At 62.0% G+C, this 20,914-nt stretch carries 22 protein-coding genes and 1 tRNA gene; 7 read left to right on the forward strand and 16 right to left on the reverse strand.

Going from position 1 to position 20,914, the window contains the following annotated elements:
- Positions 1-43 precede the first annotated feature (43 nt).
- On the reverse strand, positions 44-499 hold the full coding sequence (locus K3175_RS02525) for a hypothetical protein (protein WP_221541789.1): 456 nt from the start codon (positions 497-499) through the stop codon (positions 44-46).
- A 266-nt stretch (positions 500-765) separates the two neighbouring features.
- Between K3175_RS02525 and K3175_RS02530 the strand changes: the two genes are divergently transcribed.
- Entirely contained in the window at positions 766-2,631 is a 1,866-nt protein-coding gene (locus K3175_RS02530) for a GGDEF domain-containing protein (RefSeq protein ID WP_221541790.1), read from the forward strand.
- Positions 2,632-2,656: 25 nt separating this feature from the next.
- Here K3175_RS02530 and folE read toward each other — a convergent pair whose 3' ends face one another.
- The 3 genes from folE to K3175_RS02545 are packed head-to-tail and all read right to left on the reverse strand — an operon-like array spanning position 2,657 to position 5,321.
- Entirely contained in the window at positions 2,657-3,268 is a 612-nt protein-coding gene (folE, locus tag K3175_RS02535; protein WP_221541791.1) for a GTP cyclohydrolase I FolE, read from the reverse strand.
- Complete coding sequence (locus K3175_RS02540) at positions 3,265-4,827, reverse strand: phospholipase D-like domain-containing protein (protein ID WP_345719299.1); 1,563 nt, start codon at positions 4,825-4,827, stop codon at positions 3,265-3,267. Before K3175_RS02540 ends, folE begins: the two co-directional genes overlap by 4 nt.
- A 2-nt stretch (positions 4,828-4,829) precedes the next feature.
- Positions 4,830-5,321, reverse strand: coding sequence for a hemerythrin domain-containing protein (locus tag K3175_RS02545; RefSeq protein ID WP_221541792.1), 492 nt, complete (start codon positions 5,319-5,321; stop codon positions 4,830-4,832).
- A 109-nt stretch (positions 5,322-5,430) separates the two neighbouring features.
- Between K3175_RS02545 and K3175_RS02550 the strand changes: the two genes are divergently transcribed.
- Complete coding sequence (locus tag K3175_RS02550) at positions 5,431-5,829, forward strand: metallopeptidase family protein (protein WP_221541793.1); 399 nt, start codon at positions 5,431-5,433, stop codon at positions 5,827-5,829.
- A 120-nt stretch (positions 5,830-5,949) separates the two neighbouring features.
- Here K3175_RS02550 and K3175_RS02555 read toward each other — a convergent pair.
- Both K3175_RS02555 and K3175_RS02560 read right to left on the reverse strand, forming a co-directional pair.
- Positions 5,950-6,026: transfer RNA gene (locus K3175_RS02555), tRNA-Arg, on the reverse strand.
- 44 nt (positions 6,027-6,070) lie between these two features.
- Positions 6,071-6,493, reverse strand: a complete 423-nt coding sequence (locus tag K3175_RS02560) for a (deoxy)nucleoside triphosphate pyrophosphohydrolase (RefSeq protein WP_425594820.1) — start codon at positions 6,491-6,493, stop codon at positions 6,071-6,073.
- An 86-nt stretch (positions 6,494-6,579) separates the two neighbouring features.
- Between K3175_RS02560 and K3175_RS02565 the strand changes: the two genes are divergently transcribed.
- Together K3175_RS02565 and K3175_RS02570 are read left to right on the forward strand one after the other, a co-directional pair.
- The gene (locus K3175_RS02565; protein ID WP_221541795.1) at positions 6,580-6,759 is read left to right on the forward strand and encodes a Flp family type IVb pilin; all 180 of its coding nucleotides are present in this window, start codon (positions 6,580-6,582) and stop codon (positions 6,757-6,759) included.
- Between the two features lie 121 nt (positions 6,760-6,880).
- Positions 6,881-7,054, forward strand: a complete 174-nt coding sequence (locus K3175_RS02570) for a Flp family type IVb pilin (protein WP_221541796.1) — start codon at positions 6,881-6,883, stop codon at positions 7,052-7,054.
- A gap of 83 nt (positions 7,055-7,137) precedes the next feature.
- On the opposite strand, the gene K3175_RS02575 is transcribed toward K3175_RS02570, so the two are convergent.
- From K3175_RS02575 to K3175_RS14265, 5 genes are all read right to left on the reverse strand, one after another.
- A complete protein-coding gene (locus K3175_RS02575; RefSeq protein ID WP_221541797.1) occupies positions 7,138-8,616 on the reverse strand; it encodes a M48 family metalloprotease in 1,479 nt (492 codons plus the stop codon).
- A 117-nt stretch (positions 8,617-8,733) separates the two neighbouring features.
- Positions 8,734-9,678, reverse strand: coding sequence for an acetyl-CoA carboxylase carboxyltransferase subunit alpha (locus K3175_RS02580; RefSeq protein WP_221541798.1), 945 nt, complete (start codon positions 9,676-9,678; stop codon positions 8,734-8,736).
- A 10-nt stretch (positions 9,679-9,688) separates the two neighbouring features.
- Entirely contained in the window at positions 9,689-10,567 is an 879-nt protein-coding gene (locus K3175_RS02585; RefSeq protein WP_221541799.1) for a tyrosine recombinase, read from the reverse strand.
- 8 nt (positions 10,568-10,575) lie between these two features.
- Entirely contained in the window at positions 10,576-12,411 is a 1,836-nt protein-coding gene (locus K3175_RS02590) for a hypothetical protein (protein WP_221541800.1), read from the reverse strand.
- Positions 12,408-12,542 carry a hypothetical protein gene (locus K3175_RS14265; RefSeq protein WP_282098236.1) on the reverse strand — a complete coding sequence of 45 codons (135 nt, stop codon included), beginning with the start codon at positions 12,540-12,542 and terminating at the stop codon, positions 12,408-12,410. Before K3175_RS14265 ends, K3175_RS02590 begins: the two co-directional genes overlap by 4 nt.
- Before the next feature lie 77 nt (positions 12,543-12,619).
- Here K3175_RS14265 and K3175_RS02595 point away from each other — a divergent pair, with 77 nt between their 5' ends.
- The 3 genes from K3175_RS02595 to K3175_RS02605 are packed head-to-tail and all read left to right on the forward strand — an operon-like array spanning position 12,620 to position 14,746.
- Positions 12,620-13,180: a shikimate kinase gene (locus K3175_RS02595; protein WP_221541801.1), complete on the forward strand. Its 561-nt coding sequence runs from the start codon at positions 12,620-12,622 to the stop codon at positions 13,178-13,180.
- Positions 13,171-14,280, forward strand: a complete 1,110-nt coding sequence (gene aroB, locus K3175_RS02600; protein ID WP_221541802.1) for a 3-dehydroquinate synthase — start codon at positions 13,171-13,173, stop codon at positions 14,278-14,280. Before K3175_RS02595 ends, aroB begins: the two co-directional genes overlap by 10 nt.
- Positions 14,258-14,746, forward strand: coding sequence for a GNAT family N-acetyltransferase (locus K3175_RS02605; RefSeq protein WP_221541803.1), 489 nt, complete (start codon positions 14,258-14,260; stop codon positions 14,744-14,746). Before aroB ends, K3175_RS02605 begins: the two co-directional genes overlap by 23 nt.
- Positions 14,747-14,782: 36 nt before the next feature.
- Here K3175_RS02605 and K3175_RS02610 read toward each other — a convergent pair whose 3' ends face one another.
- The 5 genes from K3175_RS02610 to scpA form a co-directional block, all read right to left on the reverse strand.
- Positions 14,783-15,154, reverse strand: a complete 372-nt coding sequence (locus K3175_RS02610; RefSeq protein ID WP_221541804.1) for a tRNA-binding protein — start codon at positions 15,152-15,154, stop codon at positions 14,783-14,785.
- 1 nt (position 15,155) lies between these two features.
- Positions 15,156-17,222, reverse strand: coding sequence for an acetyl-CoA carboxylase biotin carboxylase subunit (locus K3175_RS02615; RefSeq protein WP_221541805.1), 2,067 nt, complete (start codon positions 17,220-17,222; stop codon positions 15,156-15,158).
- Positions 17,223-17,389: 167 nt separating this feature from the next.
- Positions 17,390-18,421, reverse strand: coding sequence for a biotin synthase BioB (bioB, locus tag K3175_RS02620; RefSeq protein WP_224811379.1), 1,032 nt, complete (start codon positions 18,419-18,421; stop codon positions 17,390-17,392).
- Positions 18,418-18,735 (reverse strand): hypothetical protein, encoded by a 318-nt coding sequence (locus K3175_RS02625; RefSeq protein ID WP_221541806.1) that lies wholly within the window; start codon positions 18,733-18,735, stop codon positions 18,418-18,420. Before K3175_RS02625 ends, bioB begins: the two co-directional genes overlap by 4 nt.
- A gap of 1 nt (position 18,736) precedes the next feature.
- Positions 18,737-20,893: a methylmalonyl-CoA mutase gene (gene scpA, locus K3175_RS02630; RefSeq protein WP_221541807.1), complete on the reverse strand. Its 2,157-nt coding sequence runs from the start codon at positions 20,891-20,893 to the stop codon at positions 18,737-18,739.
- Between the last annotated feature and the right edge of the window lie 21 nt (positions 20,894-20,914).

Genomic DNA, 20,914 nt, shown 5'->3' on the forward strand with positions numbered 1-20,914 from the left:
ACACCGACCGGGGCCTTTTCAAAAACTCTGACGGGGGCGGGATTCACGATCCCGCCCCCGTTTTGCGTGGGAGGCCGGCACCCCGCCGCGCCAGCCGCAACAGCGCGGAAATATCGGGTTTTTGCCTAATGCCAACCATCTTCCCGCGATAGATGACCGGCTGCACCAGCCCGTCATCGACCCATCGAAACAGCTCTTCGATTGTCAACTTCCGCCAGTTGGGTTTCGGGCGGCTGGAACGGCCCGTTCCCGGTCCGCTGAGCACATGGTCCCAGGCAAAGGCGAAACCTTCGCCGCCAGCCCTTTCGCGCAGGCCATAGGCGCTCGCCCGCGACATGCCCGCACCACGCGCCGCGGCGCTGACCGATCCCGTGACATAAAGCGCCGCCAGGAAACGGCATTGCCGCTCCAGCGTCCAGCCATCGCTGCGCGGCCTGAGCGGCACGGGATGGAAATAGGGCGGACGGCGGCGGCAGCGATGGGCGGGGATTCCGGTCATCCGGCAGGATGGAGCAGAAACGATCGGTGTAGGAAAATGATTTCGCAGAAGATGCCCGGCCGCGCCGATTGAACAGAAAGTCCGCTGGGCGATACCCCTTAATTCCTTACCGGGCCTGACAGGTGTATCACTTTGGTCTAATGAGAGGCGAAGAGGCGAGGTTAGTTTCGTCCCATGTCCTGACGAAGTCATGCGACCTGAGTGCTGGGGAGAGCAGGAGGATGGCAAACGATCGGATTTCCTGCAGGTGGTGGCAGGCGGCCGCCATGTCTATCGGCCTGTTTTCTCTCGCCATTCCCTCGCTGGCTTCGGCGCGCTGCATCGGCAGCGACGATCCGCTGGTGATAGAGGCCGAGAATGAAGTCGGGCGCGATCCCGCAGCGGCAATTGACTGGATCGATCGGGCCATCGAACGCACCGATTCTGCCGATCGGCGCAGGATTGCCAATCTTTATCTCGCGCAGTCGATCGCCTATTCCATGGCCGGGCAGCCGGGTACTTCTGCGATCGACGCCGCCAACCGTATCGCTGCCCCCTTACCGGAAGGCGATCCGATCAAGCTTTTCCTTGCGATCAGCAGGGCAGCGAAGATCGATGACGGAACGGCGCGATCGCGCAGGCTCGATGCCATAGCCGAGGCGCACGCAACTCTCCCCGCCAGTTCCGGGCAGAAAACCTGTCTCGGCGTTGATCTGGCCTATTACAAATCCATGGACGACGAGTGGCGCGAGGCTTTTGAGTTCGCCAGCCAGGCTTACCGCGACCGCGATGCCGAAAGAAACAGCCGCCCGCGGGCCGAAGCAGCATCTCTTCTCGCCTATATCCTGTCCGAAGGTCATCAATACGAATACGCCAAGCAACTTCATTCCGAAGCGCTTTCCTATTTCGTGGCCAAAGACTTGTATGATCTTGCCGCGAACGAATATGTGATCCGCGGATTCATCGAACTGGAAATGGGCCAATGGTTGGCCGCCCTGGCAGACTTCGAAGCTTCCATCGAGCAAGCCAGAAGCTACGGCAACGACTATGCAGTGGCCTACGCCGAACTGGGTGCCTGCCAGGCAGCCCTGGATGGCAATATGATCGAACGGGCCCAGCCTTCGTGCGACCTTGCCTTCGCTGCACTCAACGGCCCGAGAGAACCGACGGCAATGTTCGCCAGCACCGCCAAGGCATCTCTTCTCCTGCGCCAGGACAAGCCTGCGGAAGCGGTATCCGTGCTGAACAAAGCCATTGCGGAACGGGCTGAACGAGCCAACGCCAAGCAACAGGCGGCGGCCTATGAAGTGCGCGCCGAAGCGCTATATGCCCTCGGCCGTTACGCTGAAGCCTATCAGGACACCGTTCGCGCCGGGGAGATCAACGAAGACCTTTACGAGCGCAGACAAAGCAATGCGACGGTCATCGCGCAGGCCCGCTTCCAGACACAAGAATTGCAAACCGATCTGGAAAAGGAACAATTGTCGGGCCAGGCCAGCAGGAGGCTCGCACTGGCTGTCGTGATCGGCGCCGTCACGATCCTGCTGCTGCTGGGGCTGCTGGTCTTCACGCTGCTGCAACACCGCCGCGAGTTCCGCAAACTGGCGATGATCGATCCGCTGACCAATCTTTCGAACCGCAGGGCCACTCTCGACCAGGCCGACGAAGCCTTGCGAGACGCGGGCACCACCAAGCCGCGCGCCGCCGTGGCCCTGCTCGACATCGATCACTTCAAGCGCTGCAACGACACCTATGGCCACGATGCCGGTGACGAGGTGCTGCGCGAATTCGCGCATATCGTGAATGCGGAAATGCGGGATCAGGATATCGTGGGCCGCTGGGGCGGCGAAGAATTTCTCGTGATCTTCCCGCGTACCCGCGCCGCCGAGGCAGCTGCTGCGATCGAGCGTATCCGCAATGCCGCCTTACGCGCGAAATTTGATTTCGCGCCAGGCTATGTCCTGCAATTCAGTGCCGGCATCGGCGAACTGGACGAGGCCGAGGGCGACTTGCGCGAGATCATCAAGCTCGCCGACCGGCGTCTGTATGCAGCCAAGGCAAAGGGAAGAAACCGCACCACCATCAAGGGAGCGGGCATCGATGTGCTGGCGGCCTTCGGCAAGAGAGGACCGGCGAACCGGCCCACGCCTTGACCGGGCGGCCAGCCTGGGCCCCGGACTAGCCGTAACCCATCAGTTTCAGCACTTCTTCCCGGCTGCGCGGATCATCGAGGAACGTGCCCATCATGCGGCTGGTGACCATGCCGACACCGGGGGTACGCACGCCGCGCGCGGTCATGCAGCTGTGCTGGGCGTCGATCACCACGGCCACGCCCTGCGGGTTGAGATGTTCCCAGATGCAGTCGGCCACCTCCGCGGTCAGGCGCTCCTGCACCTGCAAGCGGCGCGCGAAGCCGTGCAGGACGCGGGCCAGCTTTGAAATGCCGACCACTCGGTCGTTGGGAAGATAGGCGATCGCCGCCTTGCCGATGATCGGCGCCATGTGGTGTTCGCAATGCGACTGAAAGGGAATGTCCTTGAGCAGGACGATCTCGTTGTACCCGCCCACTTCCTCGAACACGCGGCGCAGGTGTATGGCCGGATCCTCGTCATAACCCTGGCAATATTCCTTCCACGCGCGCGCGACTCGCGACGGCGTATCGAGCAGGCCTTCGCGGGTCGGATCGTCACCGGTCCATTCGATCAGCGTGCGGATCGCATCCTGCACATGTTCCGGCACGGGCGGTTTGCCCAGCGGGTTGTCTTCGTCGGGCCCTACGAGGCTGCTCACTTCGCTTTCTTCCTTCTGATCCTTTCGCGCATGCGCGCGAGACGGCTTCCCTTGCGGAAAAGCCCGCCCTTGGCAAATGGCTCAAACAGGTCCTCCGGGTCTTCCGGGTCCAGCAGGCCGCTCTCCGCCACCTTCTCTTCCACTTCATTGAGTTCGGGCGGGTGGTAGCGCACCAGATTGCGGCCATCCTCGGTGATCGAATGATCGATCATGGTCGCCATCGAGCCATGCGTGTCGAGCAGATCGCCGATCTCGTCTTCTTCCAGGCCGCAATGCTCGGCCAGAAGCGAATGGCGGATGCGCCGGATCGCGTCTTCGGCATGGCCGTTTCCTTCCCGCTCGCAGTCCACGAAGACGTCGCATTCACTGTCGAGGCCCATCGACCGGTTGTTCATATTGGCCGAACCGATGCGGAATATCCGGTCGTCGACGATCATCATCTTGGCGTGAACATAGATCGGGGTGATGCCGGAATAGGGCGTCCAGATGCTGAAGCGGCCCTTCTTGTCGGCCTCCTCGATACAGCGGACCAGCTGCGCCCGGGCGTGATCCATTGCCTGCTGTTCCAGCCAGCCGTCGGCATGGCGGGGATGGACGATCACGATTTCGGGCGGATCGTCTTCCTGCACGCGCTTGAGCATCGCCTCTCCGATCGCGCGCGAGGCGAAATACTGGCTTTCGGCATAGATGAACTTCTTGGCGCGGCCGATATGTTCGACGAACAGGGTCTCGATCTCGTCGACCTTGTCCCAGTCACGGTGGGCCGCGCGGGTGCGGGCGATGCCGACTTCGATGTTCTCGAAAGTTGGCTCCAGCCCGTCGGGCCACAGGCTCCGGTCGGTCCGCTGGACGGGCAGCAGCGGCGTGCCCCCTGCCCTGATCCAGCGATCGCGGCCGAGGTCGCTCAGCGCGTCGGCAACTTCGCCTTCCATCATCATGGTCGCATCGTGCCAGGGCTCGTAAGGGCCTCCGCGCGGCGTCTTGCGCAAGGGCTCGTCCTCATTGTGATCACGCGTGTCCCAGCGCTTCACGGTCATGTCGATGCCGCCGCACACAGCCAGCGAATTGTCGAGCACGGCGATCTTCTGGTGGTGGCTGCATCCGGTGGGATGCGCGCTGTCGAACTTGAAATCGATTCGCCGATGGCGCGCCCAGCGGGTGAGGTCCCACCACATCGATCCGCGGATCACGAATTTGAAGATGCCGAAGCTCCACTTCAGCATCCGTATTTCCAGCGTGGGCCGGTGGCGGACCAGCCAGCTGATGAAGCTGCCCAGCCGGACCGGATATTCGCGCTTGTAGCTGCGCTGCCACCAGCGCCGCCCTTCGGCGAGATGGATGCGCGTGTCGAAATCCCATCCGATCAGGAAGATGCGGTAACGCGCCTTGAGCATGGCCTCCTGCATGGCGGCGAAATAATCCGCCGCATCGATCAGGACCGCGGCCCGGTCGACCTTCGCGAAACGCCAGACGCTGGAGGACTCGCCGTCCTCCAGCCTCGAAATGGTTTTCGGATCGGGCGTTTCCTCGCCCGCATCTCTTGCCCCCTCATCCAGCACGTTTATTCTTTCGCGTCCTCTTTCTTCTCGGGCGTCATTTCCGCCTCGCTCATCTCTTCTTTCTTACGGCGATCGAAGACCGAACGCATATGCTCCAGGTCCTTCTCGTCGAGATAGTTCGCGAAATCGGGGAAATGGTCTTCCTCTTCCTCGTCGATGTGATGGCGATAATCGTGATCGAAGGTCTTGAACTTGGTCAGCCAGCCGCCTTCGGACATGTCGGTTGCGGCCAGATCGTTCAGCGCTTCCTCGATTTCATGATGCTCGGCCACCGAGTGGCGGGTTTCGCCGGTGGTCGGCGGCTTGCGAAGCATGGTCGAATACAGCGCCTGCTCTTCTGCGGCGGCGTGCGACTTGAGCTCCTTGGTGAGCTGTTCGAACAGCTGTTCACGCTCGTCACTGTCGCCGCTGGTCTGCAGCAGCTTGTCGAGCAGTTCGCGATGCTTGTCGTGATCCTGCTTGAGGCGATCGAAAATCTCTTTGGTGTCGGCCATGTTCGCTAAACTCCTTCGGTTGCAGAACAGGCGGCGGGTATGCCGGTTCCGCAATTCTTGAAACGGGGCCATTCTTGAAAGGACACTGGGCGGATCGCATATCCGTTTCATGACGAACCAGCCCGAAGCGCCTACCAGAGCGCAGATGCAGCAGATGGCAGAAGCGGTCGTCGCTTCGCTACCGGACCATTTCCGCCAGCAGATGGGTGATATCGTCCTGCAGGTCGAGGATTTCGCCACGGCGGAACAGCTGGCAGCGGTCGATCTGACGAACAAATGGGAACTGAGCGGCCTCTATCAGGGAGAGGCCCTGCCCGACCGTTCGATCTGGCAAAGCCACCGCATGCCCGCGCGTATCTGGCTGTTCCGCGAACCGCTGATCGCCGAATGGCGCGAGACTGGCGTGCGGATGGATGATCTCGTGCGGCATGTCGTCATCCACGAGGCAGGCCATCACTTCGGTTTCAGTGATGACGACATGCATGCGCTGGAACGCGGTGCGGACTGACGGGCGCCTTAATACTTAAGGCCACGGGCTCCAAGGGCCGGGACCACAATCCCCAACTCGCCTCGCAAAAGACCCCAGAAACCAAAAAAGCCCACGACCGCTGAGGGTCATGGGCTTGTTTGGCGCGCCAGGAAGGATTCGAACCTCCGGCCGCCTGATTCGTAGTCAGGTACTCTATCCAGCTGAGCTACTGGCGCGTCGGAGGGCGGCCAATAGGCAGAAGCTGAGACCTTGGCAACACCTAATCTGCAATTTTTTCAAGCAATCCGCTCATCAAGGCGACATCCAGCGGCGGCCGATCGAGCAATGCAGCGTCGGCGGGCAGGAACCAGCCAAGCTTCCCACCTTCTAACGGCCGAGGCTCCCCGCTCCAGGAAGCGCAGGTGTAAAGAAGTATGACAATCGGCGGCCGCCCCTCGCTCACCGCTTCCTGCGCAAAAGTATCGGGCACAAGATTCATCGATTCGATCTTGATATCCAGCTCCTCGCGCACCTCGCGCACCAAAGCTTCTGCGGGCGTTTCCCCGCCTTCCACTTTGCCGCCGGGAAATTCCCACAGTCCCGCATGATGCTTGCCCGGCGGGCGGCGATGCATAAGCCAGCGCCCCCTGTCATCCACGAGCCTGACAGCGACAACCGGCATCCATGTCGGAATTTTTTCCAATCTCGTCATCCGTGAAAAGACTTTCTTAAGACCTGCCCCCCTAGTCGAAGGATGTCAGCTACGAAACGACAAGAGGGACAAACCAAGTGGTCCGATATTTGAAAGCATTGGGACACGATGAACGGGGCGCGACCGCTGTTGAATACGGGCTGATTCTCGCGCTGATATTCTTCGCCCTTGTGGGTGCTCTAGAAACCTTTGGGAAGACGACCATCAACATGTGGAACCACGTCAGCTCAACGGTCGCTGAGGCCCGGGAAAAATAAAGTAGGAAGAAAAGCGAACCTGATTAGCAATTTGTCAATCAGTCGCCGTCAAAACGAGAATAACTCGAGCCGTTGGACACGGTGAGAGTCGGGTACCGAAGACTGAACCAGGAGACATACCATGAAATTCATCAAGAAGCTTCGCAAGAACGAAGAAGGCGCGACCGCAATCGAATACGGCCTTATCGCTGCTCTGATCGCTGTTGCCGCCATGACCGCCATGGGCGCTCTCGGCGACCAGCTTGGCGAAACCTTCAACAAGGTTGCTTCGACCATGTCGGGTGCAAACGCCTAAGTTCTGCGATTTCGCATTAAAGAGGGCGGCGAGGGAAACCTCGCCGCCCTTTTTTATTTGAATTCAATAGTTCTGAGCCATGATCAGCTGCCGCGAACCACGATCTTGACCTTCTGCCCGGCAGTCACGCCCTCGCCCGAGGCAAGCCCGTTGAGCACCCGGAAGCGTTCTTCCTGCGCGCTGCTGTAAGCCATGCGCCGCGCTAGCGAACTGACCGTATCGCCGCGCTGCACGGTCACTACGTCCAGCACACGGGGCACGACATTGGCCGCTTCCGAAGCCGAGACCCGGCGCACCGACGAGAACATCGAATTGAAAGTGCTGGCGCCGCCGGCAGGAGTGATTGCCAGGAAGTGATAGGCACGGTCCCTCGCAAACTCATAGGCGAAGACCGTCACATCGACCTGGCCATTCCCGTTATTAACGCGCGCGGTGCCATAAGCAGCCGGCAGGCCGTTGACAGTGGTCGTCTGGATATTGCCCGGACGGATCTGTTGCTGCTGGCTGAGGCCCGCAAAGACGGAATTCACGTAGGTCTGGAGATTACCGTTATACGGTGCCAGCGAGAACTGTGCCTTGCCGCTCTGCCCGTTGACCGAAACGGCACTGGTGCTGTTGACCATGTAGAATCCCTGCGGCGCAGTGAATGCGAGGCGCAGTTCCGGATGAATGAACTGACGCCCCTCGACGATACCTTGCGAAGGATCGTCGCCATAGGTCAGACCATCGATGCGAGTCAGGAACGTATCGCGGTTGGTTACGCCGGTCATTCCCTGAGCCTGGCTTGCAGCCGCCTGTACGCGGCTGGCCGGATCCGGGTGAGTCGAAGCCCATTCGGGAAGGCTGGCGTTGTCGCGGCCCTGAAGTCTGGCATCGAGAGCGTTCTGCGCTGCGAGGCTGGCGAGAACGGTGGCCATCGCGCGGGGATCGTAACCTGCCTTCTGCAGATATTGGATGCCCATCGTATCTGCTTCGAGTTCCTGGCTGCGCGAGAACTTCAACGTCAGCATTTGCGAACCTTGCAGGGCCGCTTGCCCGATCTGCTGGCCCAGCGGATTGCCACCGAGCAGAATGCCCGAAAGGATTGCTGCACCGGCACCCAGCAGCGAGTTGCGCTGCGCAGCGGCCTGGCGGCGCTGCGAGTGGCGCAGCGCGACGTGGGCGACTTCGTGGCCAAGCACGCCGGCCAGTTCCGCTTCATTGTTCATAAGCGAAACGAGCTGGCGCGTCGTGTAGACATAGCCGCCGGGGATGGCGAAAGCGTTGTTTACCGGGCTGTTGACGAGGCTGACCGTGAAGCTGTCGCGAGCATTGCCAAGGCCCGACTGGACTGCAATCGTTTTGCCCACCTGCTCCACATATTGAGCCTGGGATCCGGTCATCGCGCCGCCGAATTCGGCGAGCAATTCGGGATGTGCCTGCGCCCCCATCTGCGCCTCGCTCTGCGTGATCGGTTCGGAGGCGCTAGGAATATTGCCACCGCCCGGCAGAGCGGCACATCCGCCCAGAGCTAGCGAAACAGTAGCGGTCGACGCGGCGGCGATTGATTTGAAGCTGGGCATTTAAGGCTCCCCTTGCACAGGCGAGCAGAGACATCCCCACGCCCGTAAGTTGTAACTATGCAAGGAGAAACTTTAGTAGCAGACGGTTGTTCCCGCTCACCGCGGGCCAGAACTGCCTCAGCCGGCGATTTTCAGAAACCGCTCTTCACGCATCCGTTTCAGCTCGTCGGCAGAATTGCGCGAGAGCATGTCGAGCTCTTCGCCGATCGCTTCGCCCAGCGCCTTTGCCGCGGCGACCGGATCGCGGTGCGCGCCGCCGACCGGCTCACCCACAATGCGATCGATGACGCCGAGGCGTTCGAGATCCTGCGCCGTCACTTTCATCGCTTCGGCTGCGTCGGGCGCCTTTTCCGCCGTGCGCCAGAGAATCGAGGCGCAGCCTTCAGGCGAAATGACCGAATAGACCGCATGTTCGAACATCAGCACGCGTTCTGCGCTGGCAAGGGCGACCGCGCCGCCCGAACCGCCCTCGCCCACGATGCTGGCCACCATGGGCACAGGCAGCGCAAGACATGCTTCGGTGGACCGGGCAATGGCTTCAGCCTGACCGCGCTCTTCGGCTTCGACGCCGGGAAATGCGCCGGAAGTATCGACCAGCGTCACCACCGGCAGGCCGAAGCGCCCGGCCATTTCCATGAGCCGGATGGCCTTGCGATAGCCTTCGGGCTTGCCCATGCCGAAATTGTGCCGGATCCGGCTGGCGGTATCGTTGCCCTTCTCATGGCCGATCAGCACCACCTTGCGGCCGCCGAGCCGGGCGAGGCCGCCCATGATCGCCTCGTCTTCGCCATAATTGCGATCGCCGCCAAGCGGCACGAATTCGTCGAATGCATGTTCGACATAATCGCGAAAATGAGGCCGCGCGGGATGGCGTGCTACCTGCGTTTTCTGCCACGGCGAGAGCGATTCATAGGTGGTTTCGAGCAGGCTGGCGCTCTTCACCTCAAGCCGCTTCAGCTCGTTGGAGATATCGACATCGTCGCCTTCCGCTGCCGCACGCAGTTCTGCAATGCGTTGATCCAGTTCCGCGACAGGTTTTTCAAATTCGAGATAGGAAATCATCGCCACCCCGCTAGTCGCTGGCGCGCGCGCGCGCAAGCGGGTGGCGTTCGTTTACCAGCTTCACCAGCCGCGCGGCATCGACATGGGTGTAAATCTGCGTGGTCGCGATGTCGGCATGTCCCAGCAGCGTCTGCAATGCGCGCAGGTCGGCCCCGCCCTCCAGCAGGTGTGTGGCAAAAGCATGCCGCAGCACATGCGGGCTGAGCTTTTCTGGCGGCAGATCCGCGCGCGCCGCCAGGTCCTTCAGCAGCTGGAACAGGCGAATGCGCGTCAGATGTCCGCTGCGCGAGGGAAACAGCCAGCGGGAATCGGTCTGGCGGACGGCCAGCCACCGCGATAGCACTTTCTTGGCTCGCGAGCTGATCGGGACCAACCGGGCCTGCCCGCCCTTTCCGGTGACGGTCAGGAATGGTTCGTCGCGCGGCACCGCCGACAGCGGCAGCGAGACCAGTTCGGTGGCGCGCAATCCCGATCCGTACAGCAGCTCGAGCATGGTCAGCAGGCGGACTGCCTCGGCACGCTCGCTTGCAGCTTCCGTCTCGGCGCACTGGAAGAGCGCCTCCACCTGATCATGCGACAGTATCTTGGGCAGCGGGCGGCGGGTCGCGGGGCGCGGCAAGGCATGGGTGGGATCATCCTCGCGCTCGCCTTCATCGATAAGGAAACCGTAGAATTGCCGCAGGGCCGAAATCTTGCGGGCCATGGTCGACGGCGCCAGCGAGGACCACCCCTGCCCCAGCTTGGCCAGCTGCGCGGCGCTGAGCGCGGCCAGCTCGCTTCCCGCCATCTCTTCCGCCTGCCGCAGGTCGCGGCCGTAGGCGAGCAGCGTGTTGCGCGCCGCTCCGCGTTCGGTCGCGAGCATGGCCAGGAATTCGTCGATACCGATCATCTGGGCCCTCAGGCGCGTGCAACCGCCTCAGCAGCGATCATCCGTGCTTCCGCTTCCAGCCCGACTTGCTGGAGCGCGGCAACGATGTGGTAGAGATGGCGCGCCGTCATCTGGTCCCACCGGGTTCCCTGCATGCCGAGGCCTGCGAGAATGGTCACCAAGGCAGCATTGTCGGCGGCCGCCGCACGGTCGATCATGCGCGTCCAGGCAGTCGGTGCGGACAGGTCCACGCCGAGCGTCTCGCTATATTCCGCGATATTGCCCGAAGAGAATCGGCCAAGCCCCGCCAGTCCGGCCAGCAGCATGCGCGACTTGCGCTTGCCCGACGAGCCATCGTCATCCTCGAAACTGCCGAAATCGCCATCGCTCACTTCTTCGCCAGCCGGGTTGGCCAGCGCCAGCAAGGCCCAGCCGACAGAGCCGGTGTCCACGACATCGGCCCAGCGCATGGCGTCGCGGTCGAGACCGGCAGTAAGCATGGAAGCGATCAGCCTGCCGGAATCGCTCTGGAAATCCGCCGTAGGGGTCAGGCGGGCCGCGGCATATGCGGTGAGCACCAGCCGGCCGTAATCCGTATCGTCACCGCCCCACACATCCTTGATGGCGGCAAGCCGCTCCGCCGCGGAGGCTTCGGTATAAGCATCGCCGAGCCGAATGGCAGTGGTCAGGCCGGCGCTCTGCTCTTCGTTCGCGCGCATGGCGTAGAGCTGCGAGTAGAGGTCCACCATGGCTTCGGCTGACAGTATGCCTGCCGCAGCCGCCTCGTCCGCGCCGCGCAGCCGCTGCACGGCCGGAAGCGCAGGTATCAGCGCCGAAGACTTGAGGTAATAGGGCCCCAGATCTTCCGAAAGCTCCTCAGGCAGATCGATACTGAGGGCATTGGCCAGCGCGAACCGCCACGGGTTCATCTCTTCCACGCCGTCCCATTCGATCGTGACTGCCCGGCGCCCCTGTCCGGCGGATCCGGCATAGCGCTGCGCCAGCAGAACATCGATACGGTCAGTCTCGGTGCGGTTGAGCAGACGGCGCAGATCGTTCTGCGCTCCCGATGCTTCACCGGCGAAAGAGGCGCAGATCGCCTCCACCATCGACCATTGCAGCCCCTCGCCGCTCACCCCGTCCAGCCGGACGACCGGACAGGCGCCCACGATGTCCGCCGTCCCCAGGTATGCGCCCAGAGCGGCATTGACGAGCGCGCCATTGTAATTCGCGGCGTCGATATCCTGGACCAGCGCGCGTGCGGCGGCATGTTCGCCCATGGAATTAAGAGTGGTGGCTCGCAGCGCGGCAAAGTCGACATCGCTCATGCCTGCCGGGGCATTGAGCCTACTCGCGAGCGCGCGGCGCAGGAGGATATGACCCCAGCGCGATATGACCGGTCCTTGCGAGGCAGCGAGTGCCGCCTGCACGATCGAGCCAGGCTGGCGGGCGAGCGAACCGGTCGGGAAGCCGCCCTCGCCCGGACCGATGACGCCGATTTCCTCGGTCGAACGCTGGGCGCCCGGGGGAATGTCGTAGCGCGGCTTGAGCCCGAACAATTCGTCCAGCTCGGAAGTGGTCATCGCTTCCAGTTCCGCGGCGGAGGGGATGTCCGACGGGCTGACGTTCGACGTGTCGACCGGGGCCGGAGCGGATCGCGACGGCAACGGCTGTACCACCTCGCCCTCTGTCGGTGACGGAGCGGGCGCAGGCGCGGGTGAAGGAGCCGGTGCGGGCGCTGGCTCCGGATTGGGAGCTGGCGACTGCGTAGCGGGCGGAAGGATGCTTTCCGGTGCCCGCTGCGCCAGAACGACGGTCGAGGTGAGAGCAAGACTTGCCCCCGCAAGAAGCAGACCCCGCTTCACAGCGCGCTCTCCGGTACCTGGACCGAATGGCTCATTGGCCGGAGCGGCTCTTCGCCGCCATCGATCCATGCGGCGACCAGAATGCCGAGGACCGCCAGCAGAGCGATCCAGCCAAGGGCGGAACGTTTCACGACCAAGTTTTTCGTATCCTCGTGCAAATATCCATGTGCCTTGCCCGCGCCCTAGCGCATCTATAGGCCGAGCGGCAATGAACAACGCGAACTCTTCTGCCAAAGGTGTCGATACCGCGTCCGCCGCGGCCCGGCCGATCGTGCTGGTCGGGCTGATGGGCGTCGGCAAAACCACTGTCGGCAGGCGGCTCGCAAATGCGCTCGACGTGGATTTCATCGATGCTGACGAAGAAATCGAGCGTGCTGCCGATCGCAGCATATCGGAAATTTTCGCCGCCCATGGCGAAGCCTATTTCCGCGCTGGCGAACGGCGCGTAATCGCCCGCCTGATGGAAGAAGGGCACGGTGTAATCGCGACCGGCGGCGGCGCCTTTGTGGATGGCGAAACGCGCACGCTTGTCCTCGAAAAAGGCATTGCCGTTTGGCTTGATTGCGACATCGATACGCTTGTCGAGCGAACATCGCGCAAGGACACGCGCCCGCTGCTGAAGACTGGCGATCCGCGGACCATCCTGCGCGATCTGAAGGAATTGCGCAGCGCGGCCTATGCGCAAGCGCACATCCATATCGTTACGGATGACGGCCCGCACGAAGCGACGGTCGAGAAATTGCTTAAGGAATTGAGTGGATGGCAATAATCCCCGTCGAACTGGCCGGTCGCAGTTACGAGGTAAAGGTAGCGCACGGTCTGCTGCAGGATATTGCGGACCATGCCGCCCCCTTTCTGCGCAAACAGAATGTGCCGATCGTTGCCGACGCCAATGCCAAATCGCATTGGGGCGCCGTGATCGAAGCGTCCCTGCAAACTGTGGGCAAGGAACCGCATTGGTATGAGATAGCGCCCGGCGAATCTTCCAAGAGCTGGGAAAGCCTTGCCCGCCTGACCGAATGGTTGTTGGAGCAGGGAGTTGAGCGGGGAGACCATGTCCTTGCCCTTGGCGGCGGAGTGGTCGGCGACCTCACCGGCTTCGCCTGCGCCATCCTTAAGCGCGGCTGCGGCTTCGTCCAACTGCCGACCACGCTGCTTGCCCAGGTCGACAGTTCCGTCGGCGGCAAGACCGCAATCAACACGCCAGCGGGCAAAAATCTGGTCGGCGCATTTCATCAGCCGTCACTGGTTCTTGCCGATCTCGACACTCTGTCCACCCTGCCACAGCGCGAATTGCGCGCCGGCTATGCCGAGGTTCTGAAATACGGCATTCTGGGGGACGCGGAATTTTTCGACTGGCTGGCAGAAAACGGCCCCGATGTCGTGAATTTGCAGGCTTCCGCGCTCGAACATGCCGTGGGAACCAGCGTGGCGGCCAAGGCGCGCATCGTAGCAGAAGACGAGCGCGAGACCACCGGGACACGCGCCCTTCTCAATCTCGGCCATACATTCGGACATGCGCTCGAGGCGGAAACCGGTTTTTCCGAACGCCTGCTTCACGGTGAGGCGGTAGCGCTCGGCATGGTCCTCGCAGCGCGATATTCGGCGCGGCGCGGAGAACTAAGAGAGGCAGACAGCCAGCGGATTACCGAAGCGATCGATGCTGCCGGCCTGCCGAGCGAGATCGCCGCGCTGGGAATGGACGCGACGGGGGATACGCTTGTCGGCCATATGCTTCACGACAAGAAGATGGATTCCGGCACCCTGCCCTTCATCCTCCTGCGCGGAATTGGCGATGCCTGGCTGGCAAAGGATGTCGACCTGGCCGATATCGCCGTTTTTCTCGATGGCCAACTGCAGGCGCATTGACGCGGTGAAGGTCGAGCATGCCAGCCTTGACGATCCCGATGTCCGGGCGCTGATCGCCTATCACCAGCGGGACATGCACCGTATATCCCCTCCCGGCACAAGCTGGGCGCTGGATATTGCAGGACTTTCCGGCCCCGACACGACCGTGCTTGGCGCGTGGAATAGTACGGCGCTGATGGGTATCGGGGCAATGAAGCGCCTTGGGAACGACAGTGTCGAACTCAAATCCATGCGGACGCTGCCCGATCACCTCGGCAAGGGCGTGGCGAAGGCGATTCTCGAAGAGCTCCTTCAGATTTGCCGGAACGAGGGCTTTTCCCGCGTCAGCCTCGAAACAGGCACCAGCGAGGAATTCCTTCCGGCGATCACGCTATATCGAAGGCGGGGCTTCATGCCCGGAGAGGCGTTTTCCCAATACGAGAACGGGCTGCATAACCAATGCTATCACCTCGATCTGGTCGATTAGCACTGGTCACGAAGCGGGCAATTCAAACGGCTGCCTTCAAAAAAGGCGCGACCCGTCCGGCACCGGTTTGTCAGGCGAAAACAGCACTACCTCGCCGGCTTCGTCGGCAAAGCCGAGTGTCAGCACTTCGGACATGAGCGGCCCGATCTGGCGCGGCGGGAAATTGACCACCGCCGCGACTTGCCGACCGATGAGCTCTTCCCGCGTGTAATTCGCCGTGATCTGAGCGCTGCTTTTCTTCCGGCCGATGACCGGCCCGAAATCGATCATAAGCTTATAGGCAGGCTTGCGCGCCTCCGGAAAATCCTCTGCCGAAACGACCGTGCCGATGCGGATGTCGGCCTTCAGGAAAGTGGCGAAGTCGGTTTCTTCCGCAACAGGCGCATCGCTCGCATGCGACAGATGCATATTATTCTAGCTCCAGAATGATCTCGTCGACAGCGAGGCTGTCGCCTTCAGCAGCGTTGACCTTGCTCACAGTCGCCTGCTTTTCGGCGCGAAGGATGTTTTCCATCTTCATCGCTTCCACCGTGGCGAGCGGCTGCCCCGGCTGGACTTCCTCGCCCTCGGCGACATGTAGCTTCACCAGCAGGCCGGGCATCGGGCAGATCAGCAGCTTCGACAAATCGGGCGGCGTTTTTTCGATCATGTGGCTCGCCAGATGGGCGACACGCGTCTGCAGGATACGCAGCGTGTGCGTGGCCCCGCGCGTCGTCACCGCATAGCCCGTGCGGGTTGGCTCGATCTGGAAGGTGTAGGTTTCGACCGGCGCGGAATCCTCGTCCGCGCCATTCTCGTACAGCGCCACGTCGACCATTGTTTCGCCCGGCGTATACTGCATCTCGATCGTGACCGGCTCGCCGTCGACATTCAGGGCATCTTCCTCCAGCCGCACTTCGTGGCTGGTGGAGCCTTCCTCGCGCTCGCCAATCCGCACCGTCCAGTCGCCCGGAGCATAGAGATCGGCGGCGAGTTGACCTTCGATGCGCCGCGCCCGGTCGGCATCGGCAGTCGCGATCACTCCGCCCACGGCGGCAAGTACGCGGCGCAATTGCTGATCGAGCGGCGCCCCCATGAAGCCTTCGGGATATTCTTCGGCGATGAAGCCCGTGGTAAGTTCGCCCGAGCGAAAGCGCGGATGCTGCATGATAGCGCTGAGGAAATCGACATTGTGGCCCAGCCCTTCGATGCGGAAGGCATCGAGCGCCTGCACCTGCTTGTCGGCCGCCTCGTCGCGGGTTTCGCCCCAGGTCACGAGCTTGGCGATCATGGGGTCGTAGAACATGCTGACCTCGCCGCCCTCGAACACGCCGTCGTCTACACGCACGCCATCGACGCCGCGGCGACCGTTCTCGGCTCCGTCATCGGTCCAGCCTTCGACCGGCGGCTGGTAGTGAACCAGGCGCCCGATGGAAGGCAGGAACCCGCGATAGGGATCTTCGGCATAGACACGATTTTCGATCGCCCATCCGTCGATGCCGATATCGTCCTGCGTGAACGGCAGCTTTTCGCCTGCAGCTACACGGATCATCTGTTCGACCAGATCGACACCGGTGATTGCTTCCGTCACCGGATGCTCAACCTGGAGGCGTGTGTTCATTTCGAGGAAGTAGAAGCTCTCGCCGCTCGGATCGGCACCGCTGACGATCAGTTCCACTGTCCCGGCGCTGAAATAGTTCACTGCGCGTGACAGCGCAACGCATTGTTCGCCCATGGCCTTGCGCATCTGCGGCGTCACGAAGGGCGACGGGGCCTCCTCCACCACCTTCTGGTGGCGGCGCTGGATGCTGCATTCACGCTCGTTGAGATAGACGATGTTGCCGTGCTGATCGCCCAGAATCTGGATTTCGATGTGGCGCGGATCCTCGATGAACTTCTCGATGAAAACCCGCTCGTCGCCGAAGCTGTTCTTGCCTTCGCGCTGGGTGGCTTCGAAGCCGTCCTTCACGTCTTGATCGTTCCAGGCGAGACGCATTCCCTTGCCGCCGCCGCCGGCGCTGGCCTTCATCATCACCGGATAACCGATCTTGTTCGCCCATTCGAGCGCCTCGGCGGTGTCCGCAATGGCTCCGCCCGACCCCGGCACGGTGTTCACGCCCGCCTCGGCTGCCAGCTTCTTCGATTCGATCTTGTCGCCCATGGCAGCGATCGCATTGGCAGGCGGGCCGATGAAGACGATGTTCTCCTTCGCCAGCGCCTCCACGAAGCTCGCGCGTTCGGAGAGGAAGCCATAGCCCGGATGGACCGCCTCGGCGCCCGTTTCCTTGCACGCCGCGATGATCTTGTCGGCAAGCAGATAGCTTTCGGCAGCAGCCGCCGGACCGATATGCACCGCCTCGTCCGCCATTGTCACGAAGGGCGCGCGGGCATCGGCGTCGGAGTAGACCGCCACGGTGGCGATCCCCATGCGCTTGGCGGTCTGGATGACACGGCAGGCGATTTCGCCGCGGTTTGCGATCAGTATCTTTTTGAACATATCTGCCTTCGGTTCTCTTCCCATTGCCGGCTCGCATAGCCGATTAACCGCATTGCGTAAGCCCCTGCGCTCTAGAGGTTATCCTCTCACTTAGCGCAGGAACCCCATTAGCAACCTCACAGCTAGAGCAGTGGTTGGGAATCCAGTGCCGCAAAACGGGCCCCTGGTTACTCGGCCGGCTCCACCACCTTGCACGCCCGCATCGGTTCTTCCTGCTTGAGCGCCGTCATCCCGAGCTTGGCGAAGAGCGCCGCATCGCTGTCGTCGCCCGCATTGGGCGCGGTCAGCAGCTTGTCCCCGGTGAAGATCGAGTTCGCGCCTGCGAGGAAGCACAGTGCCTGTGTCGCCTCGCTCATGCTTTCGCGGCCTGCGGACAGGCGAACCATGCTCATCGGCATGCAGATACGCGCCACCGCAACAGTGCGGACGAATTCGATATCGTCGATCTTGGCGAGCGGGGTATCGGCCAACATGTCGCCCAGCACCGTGCCCTTGACTGGCACGAGAGCATTGACCGGCACGCTTTCGGGATGGCGTTCGAGCGTGGCGAGCGTGTGGACAAAGCCGACGCGGTCATCCCGCGTTTCGCCCATGCCCACGATACCGCCGCTGCACACGTTAATGCCTGCGTCGCGCACGTTCTTCAGCGTATCGAGCCGGTCCTCGTATTTGCGGCTGGAGATCACGCGCTCGTAATATTCCGGGCCGGTGTCGACATTGTGATTGTAATAGTCGAGCCCGGCTTCCTTGAGCATATCCGCCTGCTTCGGCGTCAGCATGCCCAGCGTCATGCAGGTTTCGAGGCCCATTGCGCGCACGCCCTTCACGATTTCGACGATCGCGGGCATGTCCCGGTCCTTGGGGTTGCGCCACGCGGCGCCCATGCAGAAGCGCTGGCTGCCTTGGTCCTTGGCCTGTGCCGCGCGCTGGAGGACGGATTGCACCTCCATCAGCTTGGTCGCCTCGACCCCGCTGTCGGCCTTCACCGACTGCGAGCAATAGCCGCAATCCTCCGGACAGCCGCCGGTCTTGATGCTGAGCAGCGTGCAGAGCTGGATCTGCTCGGGCGGATGGTTCTCGCGATGCACTGTGGCGGCGCGGAAGAGCAGTTCGGTGAAGGGAAGGTCGAAGAGGCCTGCGATTTCGTCGCGGGTCCAGTCGGTGCGGATTGAAAGCCCGTTAGCTTTTGCGTCTATCAATTATCTTCTTCCAAAATCTGATGAAATCGGGTCACGCCATAAAAAAGCATGAACGCACATGTAATTAGGCCCACACCGATCGCGGCGAAATAAAGCCCAAGGCCCCTGCCCCCTAAATCTACCAGTGAGAGCAGCATAATGGCCATAATCGCTAGTGCGACAAATCCCAGCAATTCGAAGCATAGCATTAAAACGCGATGAAAGATTCTCATTTCGGCCTCTTCTGCGCTGCCGCGGTGAACCACCAGTGTTGCCGGAAACGACATCAGTTGGATTGCTTCGCTGCGCCCGCAATGACGGAATGGGAACAGCATTTCACTCCGCCGCCTCGTCCAGATCCTCACCCGCGGGCGGCATATTGTGGCCGAGCAGGCGCAGGACGTCCGCCGCGCATTCGATCACGTTGCTGCCCGGGCCGTAGATGCCCTGCACCCCAGCATCGCGCAGGAAGTCGTAATCCTTCTGCGGGATTACGCCGCCGGCGATGACCTTGATATCGCTGCGGCCCGCTTCCTTAAGCAAGCCGATGAGTTCGGGGATCAGCGTCTTGTGGCCAGCCGCGAGACTGCTTGCGCCGATGGCGTCGACATCGTTTTCTAGCGCCATGTCGCGCGCTTCGGCCGGGGTCTGGAAAAGCGGGCCGGACACCACTTCGAAACCCATGTCGGAAAAGGCGCTGGCAATGACATTGGCACCGCGGTCGTGGCCGTCCTGGCCCATCTTGGCGACCATCAGCTTGGGTGCTCTGCCCAGCCGCCGCTCGACCGCCTTTACGCCTTCCACGACCTGGGCGTAGCGATCGTCGTCTGAATAGGCTTCGGAATAAACCCCGCGGACGGGCGAAGGTACGGTGTCATACCGGCCGTAGGCATCTTCCATTGCCTGACTGATTTCACCGAGGGTGGCATCGTGGCGTGCGGCTTCGACCGCGAGGGCCAGCAGATTGCCATCGCGCTGCGCGGCGCCGCGTGCGAGCGCATCGAGCGCGGCGCGGCAGGCGAATTCATCACGCTTGGCGCGCACTTCTTCGAGCCGGGCGATCTGGCTTTGGCGAACCTTGTGGTTGTCGATATCGAGCGTGTCGATCTCGTCTTCCTTGTCGCGGCGATATTTGTTCACGCCCACGATCACGGTCTCACCGCGATCGACGCTCGCCTGCTTGGCCGCAGCTGCGCGCTCGATCTGCGCCTTGGGCTCGCCGCTGGCGACATATTCGGTCATGCCGCCCGCCGCTTCGACTTCTTCGAGCATCGCCTTGGCCTTCTCGACCAGAGCGGCGGTCAGACTTTCGATGTAATAGCTGCCACCCAGCGGATCGGCGACATTGGTGATCCCCGTTTCTTCCTGGATCACCAGCTGCGTGTTGCGCGCGATGCGGGCGGAAAAGTCGGTCGGCAGCGCAATCGCCTCGTCCAGTGCATTGGTATGGAGCGACTGTGTGCCGCCCAGCACGGCCGCCATCGCTTCAATCGTTGTGCGAATGACGTTGTTGTAGGGGTCCTGTTCCTGCAACGAAACGCCGCTGGTCTGACAGTGCGTGCGCAGCATCTTCGACTTGGGGTTCTGCGCCCCCAGATCGTCCATCACATCATGCCAGAGCTGGCGCGCGGCGCGCATCTTGGCGATCTCCATGAAGAAGTTCATGCCGATGCCCCAGAAGAAGGACAGGCGCGGCGCGAAGGCATCGAGATCAAGGCCCGCCTCCATCGCGCGCTTGGCGTATTCCTTGCCATCAGCAATGGTGAAGGCCAGCTCCTGCACCGCCGTCGCCCCGGCCTCGTGCATGTGATAGCCCGAGATCGAAATACTATTGAATTTCGGCATGTTGGCCGAAGTATATGCGATAATGTCCGAGATGATCCGCATGCTCGGTTCGGGTGGATAGATATAGGTGTTGCGGACCATGAACTCCTTGAGGATGTCGTTCTGGATGGTCCCGGCGAGCTTGTCCTGCGAGACGCCCTGCCGCTCCGCCGCGACGATGTAGAAGGCGAGCACGGGAATTACCGCGCCGTTCATCGTCATGGAAACGCTCATCGTGTCGAGCGGGATCTGGTCGAACAGAATCTCCATGTCGCGCACGGTGTCGATCGCCACGCCTGCCTTGCCGACGTCGCCCACCACACGGCTGTGATCGCTGTCATAGCCGCGGTGCGTGGCAAGGTCGAAGGCGACCGAAAGGCCCTTCTGACCCGCCGCGAGATTGCGGCGGTAAAAGGCGTTCGACTCCTCCGCGGTCGAGAAGCCCGCATACTGACGAATTGTCCACGGACGCCCGGTATACATCGAGGCATAGGGTCCGCGCGTGAACGGCGCGATGCCGGGCATGCCGGGATCGAGGCTGTCCGTATCTTCGCTCGTATATAGCGGCTTAACGGCGATGCCCTCGGGCGTGTGCCAGGTGAGGTCACGGCCCTTCACCTCCTTGTCGGCGCGGGCTTTCCAGTCGTCATAGCTAGGCTTGTCTGTCATCGCATTTCCAATCGCGCAGGC

This window comes from Qipengyuania aestuarii (genome assembly GCF_019711535.1).
In the GTDB taxonomy this organism is placed as follows: Bacteria; Pseudomonadota; Alphaproteobacteria; order Sphingomonadales; family Sphingomonadaceae; genus Qipengyuania; species Qipengyuania aestuarii.